General features: G+C 39.0%; 24 protein-coding genes and 1 riboswitch. Of the genes, 19 read left to right on the plus strand and 5 right to left on the minus strand.

Features of this window, described 5'->3' with window-relative positions:
• Positions 1-31 precede the first annotated feature (31 nt).
• Both yidC and P3R27_RS02680 read right to left on the minus strand, forming a co-directional pair.
• Complete coding sequence (gene yidC / locus P3R27_RS02675; protein WP_034687341.1) at positions 32-970, minus strand: membrane protein insertase YidC; 939 nt, start codon at positions 968-970, stop codon at positions 32-34.
• Positions 971-1189: 219 nt separating this feature from the next.
• On the minus strand, positions 1190-1465 hold the full coding sequence (locus tag P3R27_RS02680; protein ID WP_034687338.1) for an acylphosphatase: 276 nt from the start codon (positions 1463-1465) through the stop codon (positions 1190-1192).
• A 108-nt stretch (positions 1466-1573) separates the two neighbouring features.
• Here P3R27_RS02680 and P3R27_RS02685 point away from each other — a divergent pair, with 108 nt between their 5' ends.
• From P3R27_RS02685 to P3R27_RS02700, 4 genes are all read left to right on the plus strand, one after another.
• Positions 1574-2335: a TrmH family RNA methyltransferase gene (locus tag P3R27_RS02685; protein ID WP_126134219.1), complete on the plus strand. Its 762-nt coding sequence runs from the start codon at positions 1574-1576 to the stop codon at positions 2333-2335.
• 123 nt (positions 2336-2458) lie between these two features.
• A complete protein-coding gene (locus tag P3R27_RS02690; RefSeq protein ID WP_010734969.1) occupies positions 2459-2962 on the plus strand; it encodes an HD domain-containing protein in 504 nt (167 codons plus the stop codon).
• 277 nt (positions 2963-3239) lie between these two features.
• Positions 3240-3896 (plus strand): FusB/FusC family EF-G-binding protein, encoded by a 657-nt coding sequence (locus P3R27_RS02695; RefSeq protein WP_034687562.1) that lies wholly within the window; start codon positions 3240-3242, stop codon positions 3894-3896.
• 40 nt (positions 3897-3936) lie between these two features.
• A riboswitch (Fluoride riboswitch) is annotated at positions 3937-4004 on the plus strand.
• Positions 4005-4053: 49 nt separating this feature from the next.
• Positions 4054-5310, plus strand: coding sequence for a voltage-gated chloride channel family protein (locus tag P3R27_RS02700; RefSeq protein ID WP_034687333.1), 1257 nt, complete (start codon positions 4054-4056; stop codon positions 5308-5310).
• 51 nt (positions 5311-5361) lie between these two features.
• Here P3R27_RS02700 and P3R27_RS02705 read toward each other — a convergent pair whose 3' ends face one another.
• Both P3R27_RS02705 and P3R27_RS02710 read right to left on the minus strand, forming a co-directional pair.
• Positions 5362-6564, minus strand: a complete 1203-nt coding sequence (locus tag P3R27_RS02705; RefSeq protein WP_126134218.1) for a YdcF family protein — start codon at positions 6562-6564, stop codon at positions 5362-5364.
• Positions 6565-6887: 323 nt separating this feature from the next.
• On the minus strand, positions 6888-8195 hold the full coding sequence (locus tag P3R27_RS02710) for a serine hydrolase (protein WP_126134217.1): 1308 nt from the start codon (positions 8193-8195) through the stop codon (positions 6888-6890).
• A 476-nt stretch (positions 8196-8671) separates the two neighbouring features.
• Here P3R27_RS02710 and P3R27_RS02715 point away from each other — a divergent pair, with 476 nt between their 5' ends.
• The 9 genes from P3R27_RS02715 to P3R27_RS02755 all read left to right on the plus strand — a co-directional run bounded on the left by P3R27_RS02715 (position 8672) and on the right by P3R27_RS02755 (position 18069).
• Positions 8672-9778, plus strand: a complete 1107-nt coding sequence (locus P3R27_RS02715) for a baeRF6 domain-containing protein (RefSeq protein ID WP_034687326.1) — start codon at positions 8672-8674, stop codon at positions 9776-9778.
• Positions 9779-10153: 375 nt separating this feature from the next.
• The gene (locus P3R27_RS02720) at positions 10154-10354 is read left to right on the plus strand and encodes a cold-shock protein (protein ID WP_005875554.1); all 201 of its coding nucleotides are present in this window, start codon (positions 10154-10156) and stop codon (positions 10352-10354) included.
• Between the two features lie 275 nt (positions 10355-10629).
• Positions 10630-13419: a helicase C-terminal domain-containing protein gene (locus P3R27_RS02725; RefSeq protein WP_206437480.1), complete on the plus strand. Its 2790-nt coding sequence runs from the start codon at positions 10630-10632 to the stop codon at positions 13417-13419.
• A 68-nt stretch (positions 13420-13487) separates the two neighbouring features.
• Entirely contained in the window at positions 13488-13991 is a 504-nt protein-coding gene (locus tag P3R27_RS02730) for a cell wall elongation regulator TseB-like domain-containing protein (RefSeq protein WP_034687322.1), read from the plus strand.
• A gap of 26 nt (positions 13992-14017) precedes the next feature.
• Positions 14018-15211 carry a pyridoxal phosphate-dependent aminotransferase gene (locus tag P3R27_RS02735; RefSeq protein ID WP_301355928.1) on the plus strand — a complete coding sequence of 398 codons (1194 nt, stop codon included), beginning with the start codon at positions 14018-14020 and terminating at the stop codon, positions 15209-15211.
• 30 nt (positions 15212-15241) lie between these two features.
• Positions 15242-16540: an asparagine--tRNA ligase gene (gene asnS, locus P3R27_RS02740; RefSeq protein ID WP_301355926.1), complete on the plus strand. Its 1299-nt coding sequence runs from the start codon at positions 15242-15244 to the stop codon at positions 16538-16540.
• Positions 16541-16699: 159 nt separating this feature from the next.
• Positions 16700-17335 carry an SGNH/GDSL hydrolase family protein gene (locus P3R27_RS02745; RefSeq protein ID WP_126134214.1) on the plus strand — a complete coding sequence of 212 codons (636 nt, stop codon included), beginning with the start codon at positions 16700-16702 and terminating at the stop codon, positions 17333-17335.
• The gene (locus P3R27_RS02750; RefSeq protein WP_034687313.1) at positions 17332-17676 is read left to right on the plus strand and encodes a hypothetical protein; all 345 of its coding nucleotides are present in this window, start codon (positions 17332-17334) and stop codon (positions 17674-17676) included. Before P3R27_RS02745 ends, P3R27_RS02750 begins: the two co-directional genes overlap by 4 nt.
• A gap of 33 nt (positions 17677-17709) precedes the next feature.
• Positions 17710-18069, plus strand: coding sequence for a YccF domain-containing protein (locus P3R27_RS02755; protein WP_034687310.1), 360 nt, complete (start codon positions 17710-17712; stop codon positions 18067-18069).
• A 70-nt stretch (positions 18070-18139) separates the two neighbouring features.
• On the opposite strand, the gene P3R27_RS02760 is transcribed toward P3R27_RS02755, so the two are convergent.
• On the minus strand, positions 18140-18682 hold the full coding sequence (locus tag P3R27_RS02760) for a hypothetical protein (RefSeq protein ID WP_241234768.1): 543 nt from the start codon (positions 18680-18682) through the stop codon (positions 18140-18142).
• Between the two features lie 355 nt (positions 18683-19037).
• Between P3R27_RS02760 and P3R27_RS02765 the strand changes: the two genes are divergently transcribed.
• The 6 genes from P3R27_RS02765 to P3R27_RS02790 all read left to right on the plus strand — a co-directional run bounded on the left by P3R27_RS02765 (position 19038) and on the right by P3R27_RS02790 (position 26440).
• Positions 19038-21119: a heavy metal translocating P-type ATPase gene (locus tag P3R27_RS02765; protein WP_284592160.1), complete on the plus strand. Its 2082-nt coding sequence runs from the start codon at positions 19038-19040 to the stop codon at positions 21117-21119.
• 298 nt (positions 21120-21417) lie between these two features.
• Positions 21418-22881: an APC family permease gene (locus P3R27_RS02770; RefSeq protein ID WP_010734986.1), complete on the plus strand. Its 1464-nt coding sequence runs from the start codon at positions 21418-21420 to the stop codon at positions 22879-22881.
• Between the two features lie 102 nt (positions 22882-22983).
• A complete protein-coding gene (locus P3R27_RS02775) occupies positions 22984-23517 on the plus strand; it encodes a P-loop NTPase family protein (protein ID WP_301355918.1) in 534 nt (177 codons plus the stop codon).
• A gap of 75 nt (positions 23518-23592) precedes the next feature.
• Positions 23593-24033, plus strand: coding sequence for a CopY/TcrY family copper transport repressor (locus P3R27_RS02780; protein ID WP_034687306.1), 441 nt, complete (start codon positions 23593-23595; stop codon positions 24031-24033).
• Between the two features lie 13 nt (positions 24034-24046).
• On the plus strand, positions 24047-24256 hold the full coding sequence (gene copZ / locus P3R27_RS02785) for a copper chaperone CopZ (protein ID WP_034687305.1): 210 nt from the start codon (positions 24047-24049) through the stop codon (positions 24254-24256).
• Positions 24257-26440: a heavy metal translocating P-type ATPase gene (locus P3R27_RS02790; protein ID WP_034687304.1), complete on the plus strand. Its 2184-nt coding sequence runs from the start codon at positions 24257-24259 to the stop codon at positions 26438-26440.
• Positions 26441-26478: the final 38 nt, after the last annotated feature.

Here is a 26478-nt window from a genome sequence, read left to right on the forward strand (position 1 = left end):
AAAGGTTTGGGATGCGAACATCCCAAACCTTTTATTTTTTACGTTGCTGTTTACCGGCATTTCGACCGTTAGCATTTTTCTTGGTGGCTTGTGTATTGATTTTTTTTGTTGTTTTCGTTGTTTGTTCAGGTGTCACATCTTTGCGAGGTGTCACGACTTGTTTCGGTGGATTTTGTTTCAATTCTTCTGCGACCTGAGCTTTTAATCGTGGCTTCATGATCACATTGGTGATAAATGTTTGTAGACAACTAAAGATACCACCGACTACCCAGTAAAGGGTCACTCCTGCAGGCGCACTGATTGACATAAAGACGATCATCGCAGGTGAAACGATCAACATAGTGCGCATGGTTTTTTTCTGTTCTTCAGGAATACCGATCGTTGAGATATACCCTTGGATAAGGTAAGCAATCCCGGCAATCGCAACTAAGAGCAAACTTGGATTCCCTAAATCGATGCCATAAAAAGTCGATTCACGGATACCTTCTGTATAGCGAGCAGTGAAGTACAGCGCTGAGAAGATCGGCATTTGGATCAATAAAGGTAAACAACCGATTCCTCCTGTCATACTTAACCCATTTTCGCGATACACTTGTTGCATCTCTGCTTGTGCAGCCATTTGTTCTTCACGTGTCGTCGCCGCTTTTAGTTTTTCTTGGGCGGCACTGACCTGAGGTTTCAATGCTTGCATTTTTTCAGATTGGATCATTGTCTTTTTCGATTGACTAATTCCTAAAGGTAAAATGATGATTCGGACGATCACAGTCATCAAGATAACAGCCCAACCGTATGACCAGTTGAAATTCTGCACGAGATATGTAATCGCTTGTCCCATAGGTTGTACTAATACACGATAGACGATTCCAGATGTATCAGGGTTTCCTTCAGCATCCATTCTGACACAACCAGATAAGAAAAGTAAGAGTGTTACAAGACCAGAACCTAGTAACCAATTTTTCCATTTATTCATAAAATACTTCCTCTATTAAAATTTTTACACAAGCTTAACTATACTAAAAATATGAGAATAATTCAATGAACTTCATAGAAAATTCAAATAATTGCCTGAAGTTTAGCCGATCATGCGAGGGACAGGGAAGAGCACATAAAAGAACAGAGAATTGAAACGACCATCTTCCAGTAGATGGCAACAACGACTTTCTTCATATGTGCTTTCAAGAAGAAACATTTAGCCAATCACATCAAATTTCTTTCGTTCTTCCATCATCGGATGTTCTTGCAAGTCGACATATTGGACACGACCACTGGGACTAGGTGATTGCTTGACTTCTTTGATGAACTGATCGATGGTTTCCTCCTCACCAGCGGCTTCGATCGTCACCGAACCATCTTCTTCGTTTTTAACTGTTCCTGTCACACCCAATTGATCAGCGACTATTTTTGTCATATAACGAAAACCTACACCTTGGACACGCCCTTGAACATTCATTTTAACTTTTTTCATTTGAAGCACCACTCTTTCCTCTATTTGATAAATTTATGATAACGATTTTTTATAAAACTAACAAGCCCAACGATTGATTCCATGCTATAATGAAGTGAGGTGGAAAACGTGAAAAAAATTCAATCAGCAAAAAATCCTAGAATCAAAGAAATAAAAAAATTACATAAAAAGAAGCACCGCGAAGAAGTACAGGAGTACCTGCTTGAAGGGTTTCACTTGATCGAAGAAGCTGTGAATGCCAAAGTCATACCTAAAGAGATTTTTTTGACAGAACGAGGCTGGTCAGAATGGGGGACATGGGTCGAACAACACGCATTGGATTGCTTTTTAGTCACTGATGAGGTGATGGCGGTGATCTCTGATCTACCAACACCACAAGGAATCGTGGCAGTGATGCCGCTAGAAGTTAGCCAGGTGTCAATAGATACAGGAGGCTGGTTGCTTTTAGACAATGTCCAAGATCCTGGAAATGTCGGAACGATGATCCGAACAGCAGATGCGTTTGGTTTAGCAGGTGTGATCTTAGGGAAAGGCTCAGCTGATATTTATAGCACCAAAGTTTTAAGAAGTATGCAGGGAAGCAATTACCATTTACCAGTTATCTCACAAGAGTTAGACACGTTCATTCCTGAATTGAAAGAAAAAGGATTTGCGATATACGGAACAGAACTCAATGAAGAAGCTGTTTCTCTTCCAACCGTCGTACCAACAAAAAATTATACGATCATTATGGGAAATGAAGGGCAAGGTGTGCGATCAGAATTATTGGCGCTAACTGATAAAAATATCTATATCCCAATGAATGGCCATGCCGAGTCATTGAATGTCGGCGTAGCTACAGGCATATTGTTGTACCATCTTTCTTCTTGATTAAGGAACTATTAAGCTTTTTGGATTTTTAATCAACCTCACTAGAATATTCCGAATATGAATGATATACTATGTACAATTTCAACGATAAATGAAATTCAAAAAGGTGGCAGATCGAAAATTATGACAGAAAAATGGCGTGAAGACGAAGAATACATGTCTTATATCGAAGATCTATTAGAAACAGAAGCAGTACAAAAATTAGCTGATTATATCCAACATGTACATTCGACAAGATTGGAACACTCGATCAGTGTTTCTTATTACAGTTACAAATTAGCAAAAAAATGGGGTGGAGATGCAAGAGCCACTGCACGTGCAGGACTTTTACATGACCTATTCTATTATGACTGGCGTACAACAAAATTTGATGAAGGCACACATGCGTATGTGCATCCTAGGATCGCTGTGAAAAATGCAGAAAAGATTACTGAACTTTCTGATTTAGAGCGCGACATCATCTTGAAACATATGTGGGGGGCAACGATCGCTCCACCAAAATACAAAGAAAGCTATATTGTGACATTTGTTGATAAGTATTGTGCAGTGAAAGAAGCGGCGCAACCAGTAACGGATACAATGAAACAAAAATGGCAACGATATTTTGGAAAAGAACAGTCGATCTAACTATTTGACCAGCTGAACGGAAACAGTCGAAGGTCCCGATCATGGGAAACCTTTGACTGTTTTTTTGTGCGAAAGTAGTTGACGAAATAAGATTTATAAGGTTAACTCTTTAATAGGTGAATGTACATAGATGAAAAAAGCATAAGGGGGGTGATGAGATGCGATATGTATCTTATTTAGCAGAGTTAAAGGACTTCAGTTATTAAGCTTACTTTGTTGAAGGACTCTTTTTTCTTCAAAGTAGCTACTTTTGAAAGAAGAAAGGACTCAAAAAATCATGGAAACAACAATCAAAACGTATCAATATTTCTTTATCAAACGAGAAATCGAGCAACTCTTAAATGTCTATCATTCAGTGAATGATAAAAAAACTGTCGCAACCGTTCAAGCATTAGCCACAGAACGAATCAATGAGGTAGTAGAAAATGATCCACAAGTAACTGCCTTACTTGCACCATTTGTGAAGCAAGTTATGGACACAAACTTGAAAAAAGAAAAAGCGACAGAATTGCTCGAACGTTTAAAAGAACATGTTGCGCCATTCAAGCAACCATCAAAAATCCAAGTGGAAAAAATATTCCGAAAAGTGAAAAAGTTGAAACAACCAGATTGGCAAACATTGGATCTTAAAGAGCATACTTATGTGGGCTGGAATGATCCAGGAACACAGAAGAAATATCTGCTTTATTATGCAGATGAGCGGCTACAAGGTGTCCATGGCACACTTTCTCCAACGATCATCAAAGGAGTATGCGCGATTTGTCATAAGACTTCGAGTGTTTCGATGTTTCTTTCTACGACAAAGTCAGGATCAGATGGCACGTATACTAAAAAAGGAAATTACATTTGTCATGATAGTGATCAGTGCAATCAACAACTAGTAAAGCTAGCACCATTTTATGAATTTACAGACATCGTGAAGAAAGAAAAATAGCGCCATTGTTTTTCTTGAGAATGTATGATAAAATTTTTGTAAATGAATAGGTGATGGTGTTCGCCTTTAAATGTCGATCGATAGATGACTAATGACGCCTACTAAAAATCGGGGAATCCGTTTTTAGTAGGCTTTTTTTGTGGGGAGGAATAGAAAAATGGATCAACGGTTAATTAGTCCATTCAAAATAGGGACATATATGGTGAAATGGTTAGTGATCACTGCTTGTTTAGGCATACTAATGGGAGGACTTTCCGCTTTTTTTCTAAATAGCTTGACCGTGGTGACGAATTTACGAGAAGCACATACTTGGTTATTGTATCTATTACCAGTCAGTGGGGCATTATTTGCTTTTCTTTATCAACGATACGGCGGAAATGCCAGTCGTGGGAATAATCTGGTTATCGATCAAGGGAATGGTGGGGAAGAAAAAATCCCACTCCGATTGATTCCTTTAACGCTTTTCGGTACGATCACGACGCATCTCTTTGGCGGTTCTGTCGGTCGAGAAGGAACAGCAGTCCAAATGGGTGGCGCTTTAGCTGAAAATCTAGCAAGGGGATTAAAATTGAGTCCTATCGAGCGAGAGGTGCTGGTCATCAGTGGAATCAGTGCAGGATTTAGTTCAGTGTTTGGGACACCTTTAGCAGGCACATTGTTTGGACTTGAAGTACTAGCAATTGGAAAGATGCGAACAGAAGCAATCTTTCCCAGTTTTTTTGCTGCTTTATTTGCTAACTTCGTAACGGAAAGCATTGGCGTCACACATATCCATTATAAGATGGGGGAAATTCCAGGGTGGAGTCCTGCACTCTTTGGCAAACTGATGGTGGCGGGTATCGCTTTTGGGATTATTGGTTGGGTTTTTAGTCGGTCCATCGTCTTTTTGAAAAAGTGGTATCTAAAATGGTTCAAACATCCAATCACTAGAAATTTTATAGGTGGAGGAATTGTCGTAGTTGCGGCACTGATTTTACAAACACAACGCTACTTAGGTCTTAGCTTGCCTTTATTGCAAGATGCGTTTGCCGGAAAGGCACACGCCTATGATTTTATCGGTAAGTTAGGATTTACTGTCCTTTCTCTAGGCGCTGGCTATCAAGGTGGGGAAGTGACCCCTTTGTTTGAGATTGGCGCAACTCTAGGGGCAACTTTAGCGCCGATCTTGCATGTTTCGATTCCTTTTCTAGCTGCATTAGGATTTATCGGTGTATTTTCTGGAGCGACGAATACACCAATTGCATGTTTTGTCATGGGCATCGAATTATTTGGAGGAGAAGCAGCTAGTTTCTTTTTTATGATTTGTTTGATCAGTTTCATGTGTTCGGGAAATAACGGAATCTATTCCGCACAAAAAGTAATGATCAAAAAAGGGATTTTATTTTTACCAATGAAAAAAGATCAGAGAGAATAGTTTACTGATTGAAAGAAAAAAAGAAGTTGCATGAATCGCAACTTCTTTTTTTTAGACAATAAGTGTGATCAAAGCTAACAATCCAGTCAGGCCAAGGATGATACCACATACGATCATGTGACGTTTTTTATGTAACATCAAGATCGCGATATATTCTCTAAGAAAAGCATTCGGCAAATAATAAAAGGCTGTTTTTGCACCAATGCCATTGGCTTTTAACTGTGCTTGCTTCGCAAAGAGTCCTGCACGGAAAATGTGGTAATTGTTTGAACTGAAAATCGCACGATAAGCGCCACCGCCAGATTCACGATCCATCAATTCTTTGGAGAAACGCATATTTTCTAAAGTGGTTGTTGAATTTGTTTCAACTAAAATGTCCCGCTCCGGAATCCCTTTTTCTAAGGCATAGTTTTTCATGGCAATTGCTTCTGGTAATTTTTCGTCTGCACCTTGACCACCAGACATCAAAAGAATCGGTGGATTGAGCGTAGCATGACTCTGAGCCCAATAAAAAGCAATTGCTTTGTCGATCCGTTTGGCTAGGAGAGGAGAAACACGTTCCCCGTTAATCAGGCCTGCGCCTAACACAATAATATAATTCTGGTTATAACGTGGTCGGTTGAACTGATATAAGAAAGAGACAGTCATAAAATTATAGAAGACAATAAACAGATAAATCAAGATGACTGCTATACCAGAAAGAAGAACATTGATCCACGCTGGTAAGTAGTTGATTAAAAATACAGTGGCGATTAAATATAGCGTTAAGGCAATCCCTAGCAGTAAAGTCAAAAGATTAGCTAGTGAACGTGATTCTCTTTTTAAGACGATGATGCCATTCCAAATGAGAAAAACGACTAAAATATATATACCAAATAGTAAAATCAATAAAGCTGGTACTGCAATCAAAGCAAAAATCCCACCAATAAAGATATTCTGCGTCTCAAAAAGTAAGAGTAATAAATAAGCGCCAAAACTAATCAAAAATAAATTGAAGATTAAACCATTCAGTAGTCGCCTTTTTTCGGTAAAGTAAAAAAAAGCAAAGATACTGAAAAAAGCGAGAGGGATCAAGAAATAAAAACTCGCATAAAAAATCTCTAATACAATGAAGTACGTAAGCATCATTGTAAATGTCCAAGTACCACAATAAAAGAATAGCGCGGGATCTTTTTGTTTCCTGCGCCAGATGATGATCCCAACCATCCCTATGATATAGAGAATCGAAAAAATCAAATCTCTTGTTAAATTCATAATACCAACTCCTTTTTCTAATCGTGGAGTCATCACTGCGAATGAAAAGGAAACAGCTGATTAGCAGACTAGTGATGATTATTCAAGTGTTACTCGCCCCTCATAGACCAACCCTACAAGTAACAATCTACCATCTACAGTATAACGAAAAATTTGCAAAAATGCTTTTATAAATAGAGAAAAAATAGAAAATACATTTATTTTCTGTAAGCATCAGAAAAATACCCAAACAGTAAAGGTTGGTGGCGTCTCGTCGATTCGTGAAGAAGAGCCAGCATTTACTGCTTGGGTAAGTAGTGGGTTTAACTATTTGGAATTTTTATTTAGAATAGATTACTGAAAAAATTAGTGACATTGCGCCAGCCAATCACAAAGATATTAGCTTTTTCAACCGAACTAGCAGTGATGATATCTGTGCTTGGAGAGGCACCATCTTCTAAGTAACCTAATTGATCATCGGCTAAAGTGATAGTGGCTGTGCCAACCTTTGTGCCTCTAACGATCGGTGCTTCAAGTTCATTATCTTTTACTTTTGTCTCATCGATCTTAGGTGTGATCGTCAATTGACCCGTATCCATATCATTTCTGACCCAGACACTGACTGGGCTTTTTAATACGACATTGACAGAAGTTTCTTTTCCGTTTTTCACATCGATCGATTTGAGTGAAGGAATGCTTGCGTTTGCTTTGCCGATTTCTTTGACTGACCAGTTATCATAGCAATAATCCATCAAGCGAGCCGTCTCGGTGAACCGAACGCTTGGGTTTTGCTCATGACCTTCAGCATTCAATATGACTGTAATGATGCGTTTGCCGTCTCGTTCGATGGTACCGACAAAACAAGCACCAGCAAAATCAGTTGTTCCAGTTTTTAGCCCATCAACGCCTTCTTTGAAGTTGATAAAACCAGGAAGCATCCAATTCCAATTGACCATTTCAACCGGGGATTGTGTGTTTTCGCCAAACATTTTTGTTGTAGTGCTCGTCACTTCTAGTACCTCAGGAAAATCGAGTAACAGGTGACGTGCGATGATCGCTACGTCTTTTGCGGACATTTGATTTTCCTCTGCTTCGCCAGTGCCTTCTGGACGATTTGCACCGAGGTAAACATTGTTTAATCCAGAAACATTGACGATCGTTGCATTTTCAATGCCCCATTCTTTTAACTGGTCATTCATGACAGTCAGAAATGCTGTTTCACTACCAGAGATCTTTTCAGCTAAAGCGACCATTGATGCGTTGGCTGATTGGATAAAGGCAGAGTCAAAAAGTTCTTTTACAGTATAGGTATTCTCCTTATGTAAGGGAACATTCGATAAATTAGGTGCAATGCTTAATGTTTCAGCATAATCGGAGATGGCCACTTCATCATCCCAGGATAATTTTCCTTCTTTGACTTGGTCGAGTACGATGTACAACCCGATGATTTTTGAGATTGACGCGATCCCCATTGTTTTTTCTCCGTCTTGGTCGTATAAAATTTTTCCACTTGTTGCGTCCACAGCAAATGCTGCTTGGGAATTCACAGAAAATGCTTCATCTGCCTGTACGGATAAAGTTGGCACGAATGATCCTAACGTCAAAAGAAGCGTTGCCAACAGTAAAGCGAAATATTTTTTCTTAGTGCCCATGTCCAATCTCCTTGTTTTCTAATTTGATTTGCTACAAATTAAAATTTTATCAGAGAGTGTGCGTAGTTTCAATCTTTCTGAAAAAAACTTTAGATAAACCAAACGAACACAAGAGGATAGTTAGCGTTGATTCTTTTTGACTCGTACAGGTTGAGCCTCGGGTTCATTTAGACGAAAGGCAGTGAATACAAGTAGAGCAGTCATACATAGTAAACTAAATATCATCAATAATTGCATAAAAACACCTCGATTTCTACTTTTCTTTATGTTATCAGTTAGGTATGAATAATTTCGCTGTGAAATGTAACGAATCATTGATGAAATTTTGAAGAATAGTTGAAGAAAACAATCCTTAGTCAGAGATGATATTGTAAACGTTTTTTTGTCTAGGGACCATTTTGTTTTATGGATAAAAATGGTTGTGGTAGACTTTAGTTAGTAGTATTGAAGAAATGATTTTTAGGAGGGGTACGTTTATGGCGAAAAAGGATAGAGAGTTACTGTCACAACTGACTTCAGAAGGTGTCAAAGGACCATTTATTACTATTATGCTAAACACTCACGTTGCACATCAAGATGTGGAAAAAGATCAGATCAAATTCAAGAACTTTGCAAAAGAAGCAAAAAAACGTTTTGAAAAGAAATATGCGGAGCATGATTGGTCGAATTTTCAAAAAAAAATCGATCAACTACTAGAAGATGCTTCATTTTGGCGCAGTGCCACTGCGAGTGTCGCGGTGATTTTGTCTCCTGAAAGTACGATTGTTCATCGTTTGAGCATTGCAGTAGATGATCAATATTATGTAAGTGACCTACCTTATTTATTAGCGATCATTAAAAATGGACATTTTAACTACTCTTATTATTTACTGGGATTGAATCGTGATTCAATGAAGCTTTACGAAGTAAGCAACAAACAAGTAAAAGAAGTTGATCTACCCGAAGGAGCACCTACAGATGTGGTGACAGCTTTAGGATCTGAGTTGACAGGTGGAGGTATCAACTACTCGTCAAATGGTAGTGAAGGCTCAACATTCCATGGGGTGAATCCTAAAGACGAAGAAGTTGAAATTGACTGGATCAATTATTATCAAGCGGTCGATGAATTTCTTAAAGACAGCTTGGATAATCCTGAAAAATGGCCTGTGTACTTGTATGCTTTACCTGAAAATCAAACAATGTTCAAAAAAGTGGCGAAAAACCCTTATTACCGTTCAGATGTTGCGATCTCAGCTTCACCTGCCCAATTATCTTTAAAAGATATCGAAGCAGGTGCGAAGAAACTTTCGGATGAACTGGCAGCGAAGGAAGCAAGTAGCTACAATCAATTGTTAGATAAAAAATTCTTGGATCAACTAGTGGACATCGTGCCAGCAGCGAAAGAGGGAAAGATTTCTCACTTATTTATCGCAACCTCTAATCTAGCTGACGGATTTGGTGAAGACCCAGAAACAGAGTACGACCGTCGACAAGTGTTGAATCAACTAGCTGACGACGTGATCACCAATGGTGGACAAGTCTTTATCTTGGATCAAAAAGATGCGCCTGACGAAAAGAGTTTGACCGCGATATTGCGTTATTAGTCTCTAGGAACAGTACCTAGAAACGATTGATCATCCATTTAATAAGAGAGAAAAAGTCATGCAGATCATTTATATGATTGCTTGGCTTTTTCTTATTTCTAAGGGGGAAAGATCAGAAAATCAGCAGGTTGAAAAGTGAATTTTTTTTAAGCACAAATTAAAAACGTTCGTTTTTTTTGGAGAAATAAGCAAAAGAATGAAAAAAAAATAAAAAAATATCAAAATTTACTAGCTAAACTGTAATTAATGTGCTACAATAACTATGTAGTTTTTGTTCGGTAATCTTGGTAGTTTGTTTCAAATAAACATCTTCCAGATATTCACCATTCAAGTAATTGCAAAATATGTGTTTGATACACAAGGAGGATTTTTATTATGGAAACAGGTACAGTGAAATGGTTTAACTCAGAAAAAGGTTTCGGTTTCATTACAGCAGAAAATGGCAACGATGTATTCGTTCATTTCTCAGCTATCCAAGGTGATGGATTCAAAACTTTAGAAGAAGGCCAAACAGTAAACTTTGATGTTGAAGAAGGTCAACGTGGCCCTCAAGCAACTAACGTTGTTAAAGCTTAATTAACCCACTACTAAATAAAAGCTCAGTCTGCTAATCCCTAGCGGTCTGGGCTTTTTTGTGTTTTTTTTCATATGCTCTGATTCTCTACACCTAAGAACATCGCCTAGCATGGTTGGATGAGTGATAACGAAGAAGGAGGGGAGTGAATTTACTGTTTCTCTCAGTAGCAAATATGACAACAGATGTATGCTTTAGGTTGATTTCCTAAGAATTTTCAAGTGATTTGTAGTATAATTTCAAAAGAAGACTAGAGGGAAGAGAAGAGGAAGATATGTTGAAACCGAAAACCTATGCAGTCGTCGATATTGAAACGACTGGGACAAATCCAAAAGAAGATCGCATTATCCAATTTGGATGTGTCATGATCGAAGATGGGCGGATCACCTCTCGTTATTCGATGGATATCAACCCTGGGCGAAAAATCTCCAAACAGATCCAGCATTTAACAGGGATCACCAATCAACGTGTCCATCGTTCACCCTATTTTGAAGATGTAGCACAAACGATTTACAACCTTCTAGCGGATACCATCTTCGTGGCGCATAATATTTATTTTGATTATCAGTTTTTGAACCATGAATTGACTCGCTGTGGCGTACCTAAATTAAATATTCCGGGAATCGATACAGTCGAGTTGGCCCAGATATTTTTGCCGACCGAACCGAGCTTTCGTTTAGCTGATTTGTCAGAAAGTCTGGGTTTTATCCACGATAATCCCCATCAGGCAGATAGTGATGCGGAAGTGACAGCACAGTTGCTCTTGCTGATTGAAGAACGGATGCGTCAGTTACCTTTAGTGACGCTTGAACAGATCGTGAAACTGAGCAATCATACAGGGATGGATACCAGATTATTCATCGAACAAATCACCAACGAACTGAGAAAGCAGCCACCACCTTTATCAGATGAACTGGAAATCATCGAGGGAATCGCCTTACAAAAAAAAGAAGTCGAACTATTTTCAGAAGTTTACTATGGCCATAAAGATTATCCAAGAAAAAAACAAGCGAAAGAAAAAATATTTGGAAAAACGTTGATGTATCGTAAAGAACAAAATCGTCTGATGAATGTTGTCTACGATCATTTTACCAAAGATGAATCAAAAAATTTGATGATCGAAGCAGCGACTGGTATGGGCAAGACGATTGGCTATCTATTGCCTCTTAGCTATCTGGCCACACCGGAGAAGCCGGCAGTGATCAGTACGGTATCGCTTGTTTTACAAGAGCAGATCATGGAAAAAGATATTCCTTTGTTGAATCAATTATTCGACCAACCGATCCAAGCGACGATTATCAAAAGCTACCGCCATTATCTCGATTTGCAACGATTTAAAGCCACACTCCTTGAGCCAAAGGAGCAAAAACAATATGCACTCTATCAAATGACAGTTCTTGTCTGGCTGACGCAGACAAAAACAGGAGATTTAGATGAGTTACATCTAACGAATTTGAATCATGCTTTTTTTGCAGATGTTTCGCATCGCGGGCTTGACTTTTTAGCGAAAAAACAAGCGTTCTATGAACAAGATTTTATTCGATTTTTGCATCGACAAATCAAGCAAAGTAACTTCTTGATCGTCAACCATGCTTTTTTAGTCCAAGAAACACAAAGAAAGCTGCCGTTGTTGCCTAAAAGTCCTTATTTATTGATCGATGAAGCGCATCATTTGCCTGAGATTGCTGAAAAAGTCAATGATCGACGATTCAGTTTGAGCTATTTTAACAAGGAAGTACAATTATTCGAAGAACCTGATCGTTTGTTCGATCGCTTCAAAGGCTATCTTCCAGCCAATCATGAGGGCCAGCGCTGGCTTGATATCTACAAAGAAGAGTTGTCTGCGCTTCGTGAGGCACAGCTTTGTTTAGCTGAAGGTTTACTTGAGATCATACCTCAACAAAAAAGACAAACTTACGCCGAAGAAGTCATGATCACAAAAGAGGACTTGGATAATTTATCTTTTGAAGCAAGTACAGCCATTGACCATCTTCATCTTTTTTACCAAGAAATAAAGGAATTGCAGTACAGGATCCGTTCAGGCTTAGAGGTGCTTCAAGAAAGTTGGACAAAGCGAATGCGTGTCGATCTTGCAAGTTTGTATACTTTGTTTGATCGTTTAAATCAACAAGCAAGTTTTATGGAAGAGTGGTTGGAGAATTGGCAAGAAAGTTTAGTCCATTGGTTTGTTCCGGGTGTCACCCCTCAGCAGACAATGTTCCATCTCCACGATTTCACTGCCGCACTGATTCCCAATACAGTTTGGTATCAGCGCTATGAACGGATTTTATATATAGGAGGGACATTGAAAGTGGGGCCAGATCGCCAATATTTGGCGAAACGATTAGGAATTGAAGGGGCTCCGCTGAAAGTCATTGCCTCTCCTTATGATTATGAAAAACAAGCACGGATCTTCGTACCAAAAGAAGCACCAGAGATCAATCAATTAAGTGGTACAGCGTATGTCGACTATCTAACGGATGTGTTATACCAGTTGATCAGACAAGAAAAAAGACCGATCCTGGTTTTGTTTACTTCTCATGATGTTTTACAAAAGGTGTATCAACGAATGCATTTGACAATGCTTGAACAAGGAAGAGAGATTTTAGCTCAAGGGATCGGTGGCAGTCGTGAGAAACTATTGAAACGTTTTGTTCTTTCTGATATGAGCGTGCTATTCGGTGCAGATAGTTTTTGGGAAGGCGTCGACCTGCCAGGAGATGCGTTACAACTAGTCGTCATTACGCGGCTGCCATTCGATCATCCAAAACGTCCAATGGTCAAAGCGAGAAATGCATATTTGGAATCGGAAGGCATCAACCCTTTTTACCAAGAATCCTTACCAAAGGCAGCACTGAAGGTCAGACAAGCTTTAGGTCGCTTGATTCGTTCGGAAACGGACAAAGGTGTTTTGCTGATTTTAGATCGACGTTTGGTGACCGCAAAATATGGCGCGAGGATCATTCATGCCTTGCCTAAAAAGATGCCTGTCCAAGAGGCGCCTTTTGAACAAATTTGTAACGATATCCATGATTTCTTAAACAAAAACGAAGAAATTAAGCCATAATCGAGGACTATTTTCACCTCGAAATCTGTTATAATGGACATCAATGAAAAAAGAAGGAGCGACAGTCCTTGAAGAATCAGATAAACAAAGAACATACGATCAATCGCATCTTGCTGGGCTTGATCATCGCTTTATTAGCAGTAATCGTGATCAGCACTATTTTTTATCTGCGTGCGACACGCCCAATGACGCAAGCGAAACAAGAGGCGACAAAACTAGCTGAACAATATGCAAATCTTGAGGAAGTGGACCAATTCTATTGGTTTACTCGGGAAGCCACTTATTTTTCATTAACAGGCCAAAACGATAAAGGACAAGATATTGCAGTAATCATACCTAAATCGGGTGAGCGTGTGAAAGTATTAGAACAAAAAGCAGGCTTGACCGAAGAAGCTGCCCGACAAGAAATCAGCAAACAGCATCCCGATCAACAAGTGGAAAAAGCTTCTTTAGGGATGTACAAAGAGGAACCGGTATGGGAAGTCATTACCAAAACATCAGATGACCAGTTGAATTATTATTTACTTTCTTTTAAAACGGGAGAGGAAGTCAAAGTCATTAGCGGGGTATAGAAAAGACGGATGAAAGGATAGATTGGATGAAACAGTCAAAAAGAGTGGAACGCTTAGAGCCTTCCATAACACTAGCAACTGCAGCAAAAGCAAAGGCACTGAAAGCACAAGGGAAAGACATTATCAGTTTGACCGTAGGAGAACCTGATTTTGCTACACCTGAAAATATCCAAGAAGCAGCGATCGCAGCCATCAAGAATGGAAAAGCAAGCTATTATACGCCAACAGCGGGTATTCCAGAATTAAGACAGGCAATCGTTTCGTATCTGGAAACCTATTATGGCTTGACTTACGATGCTTCTCAGACGATTGTGACAGACGGGGCGAAATTTGCTCTCTATGCCTTATTCCAAACAATCCTAGATCCAAAAGATGAAGTTATCATTCCAGTACCTTATTGGGTAAGCTATGGTGAACAAGTCAAGTTAGCAGAAGGTGTCCCTGTTTTTGTCACTGGTCAAGAAGTCAATGATTTCAAAGTGACCCTCGAACAATTGGAACAAGCACGTTCTTCCAAGACAAAAGCAGTCATCATCAACTCTCCTTCTAATCCGACAGGGATGATCTACACAAAAGAAGAAGTACAAGTTATAGGTGAATGGGCAGTAAAAAACGATATTTTAATAGTTGCTGATGATATTTATGGCCGATTAGTTTATAATGACAATGAGTTTACTCCAATTGCAACGATTTCAAAAGCAATACGTGAACAGACGATAATCATCAACGGTGTATCAAAAACCTATGCAATGACAGGCTGGCGTATCGGATATGCAGTCGGCGATCAAAAAATCATTGATGGGATGATTGCGATTGCGTCACAATCAACTAGTAACCCAACTGCAGTCAGTCAATATGCGGCTGTCGAAGCATTACAAGGGGAACAAGATACCGTTGAAGAGATGCGCAAAGCATTTGAAGAACGTCTAGACATCGTATTTCCGCTTGTTGCTGATTTGCCCGGGGTGTCGGTCAAAAGACCACAAGGCGCATTTTACTTGTTTCCGAATGTGAAAGAAACGTTAGCGATATGTGGCTATGAACAAGTGACGCCGTGGGTCGAAGATTTACTAGAAGAAGCAGGGGTTGCTCTGGTTACAGGTGAAGGTTTCGGCGCACCGGAAAATGTTCGTTTGAGTTATGCGGCGAATCTAGCAACGTTAGAAGAAGGAATCCGACGAATCCAACGTTTTATTGAGAGTAAAAGTCAAAACGAATAGAAATTATTATAGGACAAAGGAGAATTTTACGTGGAACAAATTCAAATCATCGATTCAAAAAAACATGTAGGCGAAACAGTAACGATCGGTGCTTGGGTCGCTAATAAGCGTTCAAGTGGGAAAATCGCCTTTTTACAATTACGAGATGGGACAGCATTCTTCCAAGGAGTTGTCGTAAAAAGCGAAGTGCCTGAGGAAGTTTTCCAAATGGCAAAAAATCTTTCTCAAGAAACATCGATCCTTGTGACAGGTGAGATTCGTGAAGATAGCCGTTCTAAATTTGGCTATGAGATCGGGATCACGAACATTGAAGTAGTGAGTGAAAGTCATGATTATCCAATCACACCAAAAGAACATGGAACAGATTTCTTGATGGATCATCGTCATTTATGGTTACGCTCTTCTCGCCAACATGCAGTGATGCAGATTCGAAATGAAATCATCCGTGCAACCTACGAATTTTTCAACAACAACCAATTTGTTAAAATCGATCCACCGATCTTGACTGGCTCTGCTCCAGAAGGAACCACCGATCTATTTGAGACGAACTACTTTGATCAAAAAGCATATCTGTCACAAAGTGGTCAATTGTATATGGAAGCTGCTGCAATGGCATTTGGTAAAGTATTTTCATTTGGACCAACTTTCCGTGCTGAAAAATCAAAAACACGTCGTCATTTGATCGAATTTTGGATGATCGAACCTGAAATGGCGTTCACGCATCAAGAAGAAAGCTTAGAAGTACAAGAACAATACGTTGCTTTCTTAGTTCAAAGTGTATTAGATAACTGCGAGTATGCTTTAGATGTCTTAGAACGTGATAAAGAAAAATTAAAAACTTATACTAAATTACCTTTCCCACGTATCACATATGATGATGCCATCGAGCTATTGAAGAAAAATGGCTTTGACGATATCGAGTGGGGCGATGATTTCGGTTCACCACACGAAACGTTCATTGCGAATTCGTTTGAACAACCTGTCTTTATCTTGAACTATCCAAAAGCGATCAAACCATTCTACATGAAACCACATCCAACAAGAGAAGATGTCGTGATTTGTGCAGATATGATCGCACCTGAAGGATATGGCGAGATCATCGGCGGAAGTGAACGTGCGACTGACTATGATTTCTTACTTGAACAAATCAAGAATCATGGCTTAGACGAAAATGAATACTCATGGTACTTAGATCTACGTAAATACGGATCTGTTCCACATTCTGGTTTCGGCTTAGGCTTAGAACGTACAGTGACTTGGATCTCAGGGATCGATCATGTACGTGAAGCCATTCCATTCCCACGTTTGTTAAATCGTATTTACCCATAAAAAATAAGACGCGTTCCACGAAAATCGTTCATCGCATTTTCGTGGAACGCATTTTTTTAAGAAGTTGTTATAAAATCACTATTGTTCCAATTCCTTCTTTCTTTGGCTAGATGTGTGTGGGATAATAACATAAAAGTGGCATAGAAAGTAGGATGTGTGATGGAACAACGACTTTTATTCATTGGTGACAGTATCACAGATGCGGGTAGAGGAACTGGCGATCTCGGTCATGGCTATGCACTGTTAACAGCAGCAAAATTGGCTGCGAGTGATCCAGAAAACACGTGGACATTTGTCAATCGCGGAATTGGCGGAAATAAGTTAGCGGACCTTAAGAAGCGCTGGCAAGCAGACTGCATCGATTTGAAACCGGATATCGTTTCGATTTTGATCGGTATCAATGATACATGGCACAATGTAGGCGAGCCTGCAGCATTTGCGACAAAAGAATCTTTTGCGCGTTTTGAAGCAGATTATCGGTATTTACTTGGTCGTTTAGTGGAAAGTGACATCAAAAAAATCGTCTTGATGGAACCATTTGTTTTGCCCGAGCCTGACGATCGGAGAAGTTGGCGTAGTGATCTTGATCCAAAGATCCACTTGATTCGTCAAATAGCAAAAGAGTATCAAGCAGTTTTTGTCCCGTTAGATGGAACGTTGAATTCTTTAGGCATTTCATATGGCTATGAGAAATACACAGGGGATGATGGTGTCCATCCGACACTACTGGGTCATGAAACGATCGCCAATATTTGGATAGAAACGGTCAAAAAAAGAAAAGAGTGGTTTGAATGATCATTCGTCCAGCAACCGAAGCAGATCTACCAATGATCAATACGTTGATCAGGCAACAAGCAAATCGATTCTTGGAGGAACTAACGTTGCCAGATATAAACGATCCATTGAATATATCGTTTATAGCAGCACACGATGACGCAGAAAAACAAATGATTTTCGCTTTTGGACAAGCGAGACAAATCGAAACGACTGAAGCAGATCAGCAAGCATGTGAACTAGTTCAAACGATTTTTGCAGCAGTCGATCAAGAAAGAACAGTAGCCGCTCAGTTTATAGAGCTGTGGTTATTAGAAGCAAAAAAACGTAAAATCAAGAGAGTCGATTTCAATGTTTTTTAACGTAAGGCTCTTATTAGAATGGAGAAAGAAACAATGAGTTGTATTGGAAATATTATTTGGTTTATTTTTGGTGGTTTACTCGGAGGACTTAGTTGGGCGGCAGCAGGTGTATTATGGTGTATCACAATTGTTGGTATTCCGGTCGGGCTACAATGTTTCAAACTAGCTTCTTTATCGTTTGCACCCTTTGGAAAAGAAGTCATTTATACAAACAATGGCGTGTCTTTGATCGTCAATATCATTTGGTTGATCGTGTCAGGGTTGCCGATTGCTTTAGGTCATGTCATCAGTGGGATTTTACTTTGTATCACGATCATTGGTATTCCTTTCGCAAAGCAATCCTTCAAACTAGCACGCCTAGCGTTGATGCCATTTGGGGCAGAAATCGTTTAAATAGTCACTAATATAAAAGTAACTCTCTTGTACAGTTGGTTGTCTGTCCAAAGAGTTACTTTTTTTACACTTAGCGAGTGATATCTGTATGTTTTTTAGGTATTTGCTTACTCAAAAAATGCGCTTTGTTGGTTGTGTCTACTACGCGATGATTAAAATTCGCTGGTATAAGGGACGTTTGTGTTGGAGAAGTTGGAAGTGGCACGTCTGTGGCATTATTTTTAGAGGTCTGTCTATCAGAAAACATCCTATCTTTGACTGTTCCCCCAAACCGCTGACTCTTGACTTTTACTTTTTGGCGAAAGCCCTCTTTTAATGGTTGGTCCGTTCCATCGATGATTGCGTTGATGTGAGCATCCAATGGTTTCAATCGTCTGGAATTATCATAAAAAAAATGATAATAATAAGGTGCGACCTCGATGGATTGATTTTTTACAAATTTTTTAGGTGTTTTAGGATCTTCGTAGACTTTCAATAACCTTGTATTAATAGAGTAAGAGGGAATGATGACAAAGCTAGTTGGATCATCCTCTCTTAAATTTTCAATGATGGGCTGAACATCTCTTTTTTTCCCATCATCATAGTCAATCGTATGTTTAAAAGAGTGCTTCAAGTCATTTTTTTCTCTGTTTCAATAAAAAAGGAAGCTTGATCATTTTAATCAATTTTGAAAATTTTCTTTTCCTTTCTTTCCGACTATTTTGAAGTTGGCAGCTTTTCCTAGTCGCAAAGATGGTATTGATCGTTGAAATCAATCATGTATTTCCTCCTTTATTTTCTATTGTAAAAGTTTATCATTCGTCACTTTTACCTAAGAAACTTCATTTACATCTTAAAGAAATAATGACTCTCTCCCAAACGATACTTCAACCATGATCTGTTATTACTATGATTTGACATATGAATAATTGTTCATGTATAATAACTTATGAAGAGATAGTCATATGTTTAGTGAGGAGGGACTTGAAATGAAAAGTTATCAATTAGAAGGTTTGGATTGCGCAAATTGTGCGATGAAAATCGAAAAAAAAGTACAAGCAATACCCGGCGTAAAAGAAGCATCGGTCAATTTTGCAACTGGGAAAATGATGATCGATGCAGATAAAGCTGTCATAGAAGCGATTGAAAAACAAGCAACAGAAGAAATCCATCAATTAGAACCAGATGTCAAAGTAATTGAAGTGAAAAATCAGACAAGTAAAAATCATGAACCAGAAAAAGAAAATAAAACAGCATTGTTACGTATCGTCATAGCGTCAATTAGCTTACTTTTATTGTTTTTATGGAAGCCTGCTGAGCCAATTCGTTTCATTACTTTTTTCGCCATTTTTGTTCTCATCGGCTTTGATGTTATTAAGCAAGCGTTCGTCAATATTCGTAAAGGACAAGTGTTTGATGAAAACTTTTTAATGTCGATTGCAACGATCGGTGCAATGATGATCGGTGAATATCCAGAAGCAGTTGCTGTCATGCTATTTTATCAAATCGGTGAGTATTTCCAACATTTTGCGGTCGATCAGTCTCGTCGGTCAATTCGTGAGTTGATGGCGATTCGACCGGAAATTGCTCATGTGATCACTGAAATCGGCTTGGTAAATAAGCAACCAGAAGAAGTGCAGATCGGTGAGTCAGTCATGGTCAAACCGGGTGAAAGAATTCCTTTGGACGGAACGATTTTGAAGGGACAATCCCTCGTAGATACATCTGCATTAACAGGAGAATCATTGCCTAAAGAAGTGATGAGTGGTGAAAATGTATTAAGTGGTTTTATCAATAAGACCCATCCTTTAACCATCGAAGTTAAAAAGAACTATGAAAATTCGACAATCAGCAAATTATTAGAACTGGTGGAGACAGCAAGCAGTAAAAAGGCACCTGCTGAAAAATTTATCACTAAGTTTGCTCGTTACTATACGCCGATCGTCGTTGCTTTAGCTGTTCTTTTAGCAACTGTCCCACCCTTACTTTATGGAGGAGATTTTTCTGAATGGATTTATCGAGCATTGACATTTCTAGTGATTTCTTGTCCATGTGCATTAGTCATTTCTGTTCCACTTAGTTTTTTCGGAGGAATCGGTGGAGCTAGTAAACGGGGGATACTTGTAAAAGGTGGAAATTATCTAGAACTTTTAGCTCGTACAGAAACAGTGGTATTTGACAAAACAGGGACCCTAACAAAGGGGGATTTTGCCGTACAAAAAGTTATTTCTAACATTGACGAGAAAGTATTTATCAAATATGTGGCGAGTCTAGAAAATGTGTCGACACATCCAATCGCCAAGGCGGTCATGGATACCTATAGTGGCCCGTTATATGAAATTGAAGACCCTGCAGAAATCGCTGGAGAAGGAATCAACGCACAGGTTAAAGGACAAGAGGTACTTGTCGGAAATCAAAAATTATTGGCTCGCTATGGAGTCGAGCAACCAGAGAATCATGAAATAGGAACATTGATCTATTTAGCGATTGACAGTCAGCTCATGGGGTATTTAGTTATTGCGGATACGATCAAACCAGATGCAACTTTTGCTATCGAGACATTGAAAGAAGTCGGCGTCAAAAAGACAGTGATGTTGACAGGTGATGCTCAAAAGATTGCAGAACAAGTTGCAAAAGAGATAAGGGTCGATACATTCTATAGTGAACTGCTTCCAGAAGATAAGGTAGAAAAATTAGAAGCATTGATGAGCGAAACGACTCAGAAAACTGCATTTGTAGGTGATGGGATCAATGATGCACCGGTATTAGCTCGAGCAGATGTGGGAATCGCCATGGGTGGTTTAGGCAGTGATGCAGCCATTGAAGCAGCCGATGTTGTCATCATGAACGATGAGCCATCAAAACTTGCAGAGGCGATTCAAATTTCAAGAAAGACGTTGAAAATCGTCAAGCAAAATATTGCATTTGCTATTGGAGTAAAAGTAATCGTATTGATTCTCGGAGCTATTGGCTTTGCTTCTATGGGAAACGCAGTCTTTGCCGATGTGGGTGTGACCCTGATAGCAGTTTTAAACGCCATGCGTGGATTATCTGTCAAAAAAGTCAAATAAACAGTCAAAAAAGCACCGTTAAACCACAGAAATCATTTATTTGAGGACTGTGGTTTTTTTGTGATTAAAATAACTGCAAGTTTTTAACTGTTCTGAAAATTCCAAAATAGTTAGAAAATAATTCTTGTTTATGCGCCTTTAAATTAGGTTTTTGGGGATAAAATGAAAAATAAATGTAAAAACAATGTGTTTTACCTAAAATAATCCACAATTAAAATAACGAAGTGTTGTAAACATTATGAAAATTGAATATGATAGTCAATGAATAATTATTAAATATTTATAAAGGAGAAATCAGATGAACGAAAAACAACTGCGCTGGTTTACAGTAGCGTTGATTGCATTCAACATGGTCTGGGGTATGGGAAATGTCGTCAATAACTACGCGCAACAAGGAATCTCAGTAATCACTTCATGGTTATTGATCCTAGCTATTTATTTTATCCCCTATGCACTGATCGTCGGTCAATTAGGATCAGCATTCAAAGATAGTAAAGGGGGCGTTAGTTCTTGGGTAGAAAACACTACTTCGAATAAACGCTTAGCTTATTATGCTGCCTGGACATATTGGGTCGTGCACATTCCATACTTAGCACAAAAACCACAAGCGATTTTGATTGCAGCTGGTTGGGCAGTTCAAGGAAATGGCGATATCGTCAATACGATGTCTGTCCAAATGGTCGCAGTGATCTCATTGATCATTTTCTTAGCTTTCTTGTATCTATCAACAAAAGGCTTATCAACGTTGAAAGTTATCGGTGGTTTAGCAGGTACAGCGATGTTCGTCATGTCATTATTATTCATTTTACTTGCTGTTACTGCGCCATTCATCAATCCAACGATGGAATTTGCGACAGCAAATATGAACCAAGTCAAAACGTACATTCCTAAATTTGACTTTAGTTACTTTACGACTGTTTCGATGTTAGTCTTTGCTGTAGGAGGCGCTGAGAAAATCTCTCCTTATGTTAATTCTACACGTAACCCGGCAAAAGAATTTCCAAAAGGGATGATCTTTTTAGCAGCGATGGTCGGTATCTGTGCTGTTTTAGGTTCTGTGGCAATGGGTATGTTATTTGCAAGTGACAATATTCCTAAAGATTTAATGGCAAATGGTGCGTACAGTGCCTTCCAAATCTTAGGTAATTATTATGGTATCGGTAATGCGTTGATGATCATCTATGCATTGACGAATATGGTCGGTCAAATTTCTGCTTTGGCATTTTCTATTGATGCGCCATTGAAGATCTTGTTAGCCGATGCAGATCCAGAATTTGTACCAAGTTGGTTACGTAAACGTAATCGTAAAGGAACGTTGGTCAATGGTTACATGTTAACTGGTATCTTAGTCGGTATCATCATTCTATTACCGATTATTGGTATCAAAGATATGAATGAATTAGTTAAATGGTTGACGAACTTAAATTCAGTCGTTATGCCAATGCGTTACTTGTGGGTATTCCTAGCCTATATGATGTTGAACAAAGCATACAAAAAATTCACCTCAGAATATAAGTTCGTGAAAAATCCTAAAGTTGGATTCATCTTTGGTGCTTGGTGTTTTGCTTTCACTGCGTTTGCATGTATTTTGGGAATGGTACCAAAAGTGGAATACGCTGCTGATCCACAAGCTTGGTGGTTCCAATTGATTTCTAATATCGTCACACCAATCATTTTGATTTTATTAGGTATGATCTTACCAGCAATCGCACGTCGTGATAATAAGAAAAATCCATTGAAAGAACCAGTTTCTCAACTTTAAAATAAGATATGACCGAATCAATCCAACGATTGGTTCGGTCTTTTTTTGCGTTATTAAGAATAAAAGGTAAAATAAAAAGATGACCATTTGGAGGAGGACAAGATGAAAATAATGATTATTGGACAGTCGGGTGCAGGTAAATCCACACTTGCAAGAAGCTTACAAGTAACGACAGGAAGCCCACTTTTAGCTCTTGATCGATTGTGGTTAGCAACGGACTATGGAAAAGCTGCCAAGCAGTGGTTGTTAAAAGAACAAGAAAAATTTATGGTTGAAAACAAGGAATGGATTATTGAAGGCAATTATCTATCGATTGCAAAAGATAGAATTAAACAGGCTGACTTGATCCTGTTACTTCGCTTGCCGAGACATATCGCGATGTATCGTGTGATCAAACGTTCGATCAAACGAAAATTAGATAAAAGTACCCGTCCAGATGTTCCAGAAGAATTTATAGAAAAATTCGACAAAGAATATTGGGACTTTTTACTTTTTGTTTGGCGTTTCAAGAAAGAAAGGGAACCCTTGGCAATCAAAAAAATCTATGAACAAGGAGCAGAAGGAAAATTAGTCATTTTGAATGGTTCACGACAGCAAAAAAAATTCCTAGAGCAATGGCTAAGTAAAAGTAGTTGACACGTTTCGTTTACAAGTGTAATCTATATTTAGAATTTAAGTTTACGTTTGTAAACGAAAAGGAGAGTGATACATATGGAAGAAGTGAAAAAACCAATCAAAATCAGTGACTCAGAATGGGAAATCATGCGTGTCGTCTGGACATTAGGTGACACCACAGCTCAGGAAATCACACAGATCCTTTCTGAATCAATGGGCTGGAAAGCAGCAACAGTCAAAACGTTATTAGGACGACTTGTTAAAAAAGAAGCGATTTGGACAGAACAAGAAGGAAAAAAATTCATTTATCACCCAGCAGTGTCTGAAACGGAAACTGTACAAAGTGCTGCTGAAAATCTATTCTCACATATTTGCGCCAAAAAAATCGGCGAGACGATTGCAGATCTTGTCTCAGAAGCAACTTTAACACAAGCAGATATTGACCAAATCATGGCAGAATTAAAGAAAAAAGAGCCAGTAACAAATATCCAGTGCAATTGCATTCCAGGACAATGTCATTGCCATCAAAACAACTAGGAGGAAACCAGGGATGAAAACAAAAGTAACAATCAAAGGAATGAGCTGTAAACATTGCGTTGCAAGAGTGGAAGAAACGGTCAATGCGCTACCGGGTGTAAAAAAAATCAATGTCAACTTAAAAAAAGAGATTGGAACTGTGTCATTAGATGAAACAGTGATTCAATCATCTACGATATGTCAAGTAATCAATGATTTAGGCTATCAAGCAGAGGTGATTTAAATGGAGTATCCAGCTAAAAAAGACACACTCGTGATTACTGGAATGACTTGTGCCAATTGTGCTGCACGAATCGAAAAAGAGTTGAATGAACAGCCCGGTGTATTATCTGCAACTGTTAATCTGGCAACAGAAAAAGCGACGATTAATTATCAGGAAGTATCAATTGAAGAACTGATCCAGAGTGTTGAAACCATTGGTTATGGTGCGATTTTATATGATGAGGCCCATAAGCAAAAAATTGCAGAAGAGAAGCAAACTTATTTAACAAAGATGAAGCGAGATGTCATCATAGGTGCTATCTTGACGCTTCCTATGATGATCGCGATGATTGCAATGATGTTAGGTTTTCACGGAACACTTGTCCATTTTTTTCATGATCCATGGGTCCAACTGATTTTAGCAATTCCTGTCCAATTTTATATTGGTTGGCGCTTTTATGAAGGAGCGTATCATGCCATCAAAACAAACGCACCCAATATGGATGTGTTAGTGGCAATCGGTACGACCGCCGCATTTGCGCTTAGTGTATATAATGGTTTTTTCAGTATGCATTCATCGGACTTATATTTTGAAAGTAGCAATATGATCATCACGTTGATTTTGTTAGGGAAATATTTGGAACACACAGCCAAAAGTAAAACCGGCGATGCCATCAAGCAGTTGATGTCTCTTCAGAAAAAAACAGCACAGGTCATAAAAAATGGTGAAGAAAAGACCATACCAATCGAGGAAGTAGAGATTGGGGATATTTTACTCGTCCGACCGGGAGAACAAATCCCAACAGATGGGAAAGTCATCAAAGGGAATAGTGCGATCGATGAAGGAATGTTGACGGGAGAAAGCGTGCCAGTTGAGAAAAAAATGGGGGATCTACTCTTCGGTGGAACCATCAATTCTACAGGGATTCTTGAAATGACGGTGACCCAAGTAGGAAAAGGAACTGTCCTCTCACAAATCATCCAAATGGTGGAAGATGCCCAAGGAAGTAAAGCACCGATCCAAAAAATTGCTGATAAGATTTCTGGTATTTTCGTACCTATCGTTTTAGTCATTGCTTTCTTTACCTTAATAGTCACTGGACTCATCAGTGGCAACTGGGAACTGGCAGTGATCCATAGTGTTTCAGTGCTGGTTATTGCTTGTCCTTGTGCGTTAGGCCTAGCGACACCAACTGCAATCATGGTTGGTACAGGATTAGGCGCACGAAAGGGTATTTTGATCAAAGGTGGCGAGGCATTAGAAGCTGCGACACATCTAGATACGATTCTTTTAGATAAAACTGGTACGATCACACAAGGTAAACCAGTGGTCACAGATATTATCGGTGACGAAGAAGTATTAACGATCGCCACCACATTAGAGCAAGGCTCAGAGCATCCTTTAGGTAAAGCCATTGTGACTTATGGAAAAGAACAGGAGACCACGACTTTGCCTGTGGTTCAAGCAAAAGCACATCCGGGTGCTGGGATCAGCGGGGTAATAAATGAAAAATCTTATTTTATTGGTACGAGAAAACGACTAGTGGAGCTGAACGTTTCATTTGAAGCGTATCAAGAACAAGCGTTACAATTAGAACGACAAGGAAAAACCGTGATGTTTCTTGCAGATGACAGACAGGTATTGGGGATGATCGCTGTGGCTGATCAGATCAAAGAACACGCACAATCAGCGATCCAACAATTACAAGCCCAAGGATTGGCAGTTTATATGGTCACAGGGGACAATCAATCAGTTGCAACGACGATTGGACATGAAGTTGGTATTCCAAAAGAACACATCTTTGCTGAAGTATTACCTGATGAAAAAGCAGGATATGTCGAAAAATTGCAAAAAGAAGGAAAACAAGTGGGAATGGTCGGTGATGGTATCAATGATGCCCCCGCTTTGGCTTTAGCAAATGTCGGTATCGCCATGGGAAATGGCACCGATATCGCCATGGAAACAGCAGATGTAACGTTAATGAATAGTCAACTCTCGTCGATTGGACAAACGATCGAACTTTCAAGTGTGACCTTGAAAAAAATCAAACAAAACTTATTTTGGGCATTTATTTATAACACAATTGGCATTCCGTTTGCTGCGTTTGGCTTATTGAATCCAATCATTGCCGGAGGAGCGATGGCCTTTAGCTCAATCAGTGTGTTACTCAATTCATTAAGTCTAAACCAAAAAATGAAGAAATAAACGGTTCAACAAAGGAAAGGACAGAATGAAAATGAACG

This window comes from Enterococcus spodopteracolus, assembly GCF_030441955.1.
In the GTDB taxonomy this organism is placed as follows: domain Bacteria; phylum Bacillota; class Bacilli; order Lactobacillales; family Enterococcaceae; genus Enterococcus_B; species Enterococcus_B spodopteracolus.